General features: G+C 57.4%; 4 protein-coding genes and 1 pseudogene. 3 read left to right on the top strand and 2 right to left on the bottom strand.

Features of this window, described 5'->3' with window-relative positions:
• Positions 1-420 (top strand): hypothetical protein (locus JKG68_RS31225; protein WP_202066214.1); only part of this gene is annotated, 420 nt, incomplete at its 5' end.
• Positions 421-991: 571 nt separating this feature from the next.
• Complete coding sequence (locus tag JKG68_RS31220; RefSeq protein ID WP_202066212.1) at positions 992-1,240, top strand: hypothetical protein; 249 nt, start codon at positions 992-994, stop codon at positions 1,238-1,240.
• A 69-nt stretch (positions 1,241-1,309) separates the two neighbouring features.
• On the opposite strand, the gene JKG68_RS31215 is transcribed toward JKG68_RS31220, so the two are convergent.
• Positions 1,310-1,672, bottom strand: coding sequence for a hypothetical protein (locus JKG68_RS31215; RefSeq protein ID WP_202066210.1), 363 nt, complete (start codon positions 1,670-1,672; stop codon positions 1,310-1,312).
• Between the two features lie 14 nt (positions 1,673-1,686).
• The gene (locus JKG68_RS31210) at positions 1,687-1,854 is read right to left on the bottom strand and encodes a hypothetical protein (protein WP_202066208.1); all 168 of its coding nucleotides are present in this window, start codon (positions 1,852-1,854) and stop codon (positions 1,687-1,689) included.
• 1,150 nt (positions 1,855-3,004) lie between these two features.
• Here JKG68_RS31210 and JKG68_RS31205 point away from each other — a divergent pair.
• Positions 3,005-3,175: pseudogene (locus tag JKG68_RS31205) on the top strand (manganese catalase family protein); the annotation flags it as partial.
• Between the last annotated feature and the right edge of the window lie 1,163 nt (positions 3,176-4,338).

Genomic DNA, 4,338 nt, shown 5'->3' with positions numbered 1-4,338 from the left:
GGAACTGCTAAGGGCAGCCTTCTATTGAGTTCATTGAAGCCTTGCTTATCGCAGGACCGTTCAAGGATCGTGTTGCCTATGCCGTTGACACAAAACCCCATCGTTGAATGGCCGGCAGAGTTCTCTCACCTGCTGGAGGGCATCGAGATCGCGACAGGCCCGGATGGGAAGCGCTTCGGCCGCATCGACGTGGACGTGGACCGAGAGATCCTGTTCCTTCTCAACGACTTCGAAGCGCGGGTGCGACATCGCCAAGTCCAGCTCAGACTGGCTGACCAGGCTGAATGCCTCGTAGGCGAAATGAATGTCCTTGTCGGCCTTGGAGCAGCGGCCGACCCAACCCGCCACATCGGCAAAGTTCGGATCAGCTTTCACAACCTTCTGGATGACAGTTGCGTTGATCCAGAACCGCACGAATGAGGGTCAGAACTTCGCAGAAGGCCGTGTATGGAACTGGGGTGCGTACACAGGTGGGTCGAACATCCCCATCCCAGATTTCTTCCGATCCATCTCTGAAGACAAACATGGCTCGACGTGCCATTTGTATCATCGTGCTTGCTCTCGTTCCGAGCTTGGCCGACGCGCGGTCGAACCTGGGGGAGCGCTAAAGCAAGGGCGCTTCTGACGGAGCCAGTGCGTTGCTGCTATCTAATTGTTTCTGCGTCACTTCTCAGAGCGCATCATGATCACATGACGGACGCGTTGCTCTAGCGTACTCCCGAGCAAGAAGCGCAGCGGCACGCATGTCGGGAGGGGGCCACGATTGTCTATGGGACGCAACACGATAAGTCGCGTGAGGTCATGCCGCGGTCTGTTCAGGACTGCATGCAGCGTCATCGCTGACACTACATAGTTCCGATAAAACGCTTTGTGAAACGACTGGAAGTGCTCCCTTTGGGGGCGTATGTTGTGCTACCGCCGGTAGAAATGATCCAGGCGCCGACGGCTGAGAGATGAGCATGCTCCCGCCTACAAGGCTCTGGAGCTTCCCATGACCCACTTTTATGACACCTGCGCAGGACCCATTGAGGGTCTCTACTTGCCCACCATCGCCTGGGAGGTGCTGCGACGAGAGAACATCCACACCATAGACCAACTCAGGGCAAATGCGGACCGGCTTGAACAGTTCGATGGCCTTGACCCGGGGATGGCGCAAATGATCAGACTGACGCTTGCTTATGTTGCCCCCTTTGGAGAGCGGACGTTGAGCACCAAACAATACGACCCGTGGAGCGCGTAAGTCCAATAAGGCGCTTTATGGAAAAGGGCCGGATGCGATCAACACCGAGACTAAAGGGTAGCGCAAAGATCACCGCAGCGTTAGGCGGCAGGATTGCGCAGTGAGTTGAGTAGTCCAACCCGTTGCCGGGCTTGGTGCGGATGTCCGCGCACCAATGCCCTCCGGCTGTTTCCCCTTATCCCCGGTGCGGACCGCCGTCAGCTCGGTTTGCTTTGTGCCGGCGATCAGGGGCGCGACCAAGCCCCGATCCAGCGAACCTGCGAAGCGGCAGGCCAGGATGGGCTCGTCGGTAAGCTGGACTGCTGCCTCGTGTCTTGTTGAAATTGGCACGGCCTTGAGCTGCACTGGCGTCTCGCTCCAGCAGAGCTCAAGCCACACTTGCTGTGGCTCCGCCAGCTCGATCTCGAAGCCGGCAGCCTTGAGGTAGGCCAAGGAAGTGTCTGTCCTCAGGGCAGGTGATGGTGTGTCCGCCGGTTGGCCGGGCGCAGCCTGCGACTGCGGGGAAGACGTTCGGTGGGGGCGAGCGCATCGCTGGGCCATGGCGGCAAGGGCTGCGCCACGGCAGCCTGGGTGATCATGATGAGAAAAACGGCCACGACAGCTCTGAACAGCATAGGCTCTTTCAGTTTGCAGGAGACAAACCCGAAGCCAAGCTGGAGCGTTGGGGGCTGTCCGCAGCGGCCTGGGAGCTTTACCGGACAGCATGGGTTTATGATATGCCCTTCAGGCGTTGCCCTCCGACAGCTTCAATGGCGCACCTACTTCTGGACTGGGCGCTCCATCTTGCTGGGTTGGACACGGATGCGGCCATGGCTCATCGGGTCTGGCCGGTTAGCGCCGGCCACGTCGGGATTAGCACCAGTCAGGTCCGAGCCCCTGTTAAGACTGTCGGCTAGGTGTTCGGTGGTATTTTCCTGCCGCCCCTCAGAGCGCCAGGAGGTTTGCTGCTCGTCGAGATCCAGCACACCCTCCTGATCAAGAATACTGACAGCCTGAGCAACTTCATCCTCGCTGCAGCTCACAATGACCAAGGTTCCGCCGCGGAGTACACCCTCCACATACGCATATGCATCAGCTCGTGACACCCCCGCATCCTCCAGACGAGGGGCCAGATTGTGAGGGGTAGACCAAATGTCGATCCCAGCTTTTGGGATTCCTGCCTGCTCCAAGTGCCTCGCGGCGGCTGTTGCGTGCGGCTCGCTCTGGAACAAGGATGTCACAGTTTTGGTCATCGCCAATCTCCTGCAAGGTAGTGGGCGTTAAGCCGGCAAATGGATGTTAGGTGCCCTGGAACGCCGCCGGCGAGCGGGCCTTTTAACACACGGCCAGACCGTCAATTCGATCACTCTTCAGATCTGCGAATGTACCATGGGGCACCCGGTTTCACTATCTGCCGATCCTCTACTGCGGGAATACCTTATTTCTGGTCGTCTGCCTGACTGATCCCGGCGCTGCTTTTGATCTCTCATTGTCTGAAACCGGCACGGGGCCGACCTGAGCCGTGCTTCTGCAAAAGGAGAGTGAAGCGGACCTTTGCACGACCATGATCAAAGAATGTCCTTAACCCGAATGTGACCGTCCACCATCAACACTTTCGCGGCCGAGCCAGCTACTCCTTTCGATGCAGTGTGGCTCTCCCTTCCGGACTGTGTCTGATCGGGGGCCGACATACGAAGCAGCCCGGCAGCATCTCAAAGGCTAGCCACGGAAGAACCGGACGGTCGCTGGTCAGTTTCCTGACCTTACCCTTAAGAAGGGTCTTCCATGTTCCTACGTGTCGATAAACTTCAGGTCGATCTGCCAGCGCCGAAGTGTCAGGACCCCAACGCCGCTGCGGCCCTCCAGGAACTCCTGGGCGGCAAGTATGGGGAGATGTCGACCCTTGGGAACTACATGTTCCAGAGCTTCAACTTCCGCAGCAAAAGCAAGCTCCGTCTAGGTACATGGACTATACTCTTCATGATTTCTCTCCGGGAGCTCCAGCTTCCCTACTGGGGTTCTTTTTCGGCCTGTACTTTTCCTCTTCCTAGGACAACCTCCAAGTTGGCGACGGGATTGGAGGAGGACAGGACCTTCGATGACGTCCCCCGCGTTAACTCAGGGGTTGTTGATCAGGAGGGATCAATGACCAACGGTGATCTGAGATCCATCATCGTGCCGCTAGTGCTCACTGTTGGTGTGGGTGCTCTTGCGATGCTGATTGCTGTCCTGCTGGGGATTGCTTGGGACTAGGGAGGCACTGCGCTTCAGAGGGAGGGCGCGGGAAGCGTCAGGTCAAAGGGGTAATCAGGTTCTCTCCTCATTGTCCTGACAATATCTGGTTGAGTGTCTCAGACGCGCGGGGGCGCTCCTGATTGTGGCGAGGTCTCCCTGTAGCCTTCAGGATCATCGCTTTGATGTGCTTAGCAACTTGATCGAAAGAGCGGATGATAGTCGCACTCTCGCCTCGTCGCCGGGTCAGCTGACTGGTCGGCGTCCTACCTATGAGGCGGTTGCCGGTAGAACCTTGTTCTTATCTGTTGTGGCGTGTTGATGATCAAGGGCGCGACCGAGTGACTCCGTGGGTGGACGGCCAAAGGGTGGCGTAATGGTGGAGCGCGAAGAGCGGCCATGACACTCTTGCCGGATCGCACCAATAGGGACGACGGCGGCTTCATAATTGAACAGCCTTGCTCCTGGCCACTCAGGGATACCCACATATTGGCGCTAAGAACTAAAAGGTATTCTGCTCGTCTCCCGCCACATTGCTGACTTTAGCGACGCTCTTGATCTTGCCCCCGACAGTTATGCGCAAGGTAAAAGGGCATGTTCATCCAACCAAGTGCTTCTTCCATCTATTCTAGCTTATGAGATGATCTCATAGAAGGAGGGGAGCATGGATCTTGAGAATCTCCTGTCGCTTCTGATCCCTGTAGTCATCTTCGGGCTGGTGGTTGGAGTCCTGGTGCTGTTCGATGAGTGACCCGACGCCCGTGTATCGCCCCTGAAAAAGGCATCAGCTCGGAGACCCCTTAGGTGATGGACTGTCCGTTGTCAGAGTTTTTGGGGCAGCGGGCGGTCTGATCTAAGGAAGACTCGGGTCCATCTGGTTTCAGATT

Source organism: Microvirga aerilata (genome assembly GCF_016743775.1).
In the GTDB taxonomy this organism is placed as follows: Bacteria; Pseudomonadota; Alphaproteobacteria; order Rhizobiales; family Beijerinckiaceae; genus Microvirga; species Microvirga aerilata.
The sequence above is the reverse complement of the archived record's forward strand: the minus strand, read 5'-3'. Positions and strand labels throughout refer to the sequence as shown.

Bases quoted from the DNA above. Each gene is read 5' to 3' on its own strand.
- JKG68_RS31220 (WP_202066212.1), top strand. From the start codon at position 992: ATGACCCACTTTTATGACACCTGCGCAGGACCCATTGAGGGTCTCTAC.
- JKG68_RS31210 (WP_202066208.1), bottom strand. From the start codon at position 1,854: ATGCTGTTCAGAGCTGTCGTGGCCGTTTTTCTCATCATGATCACCCAG.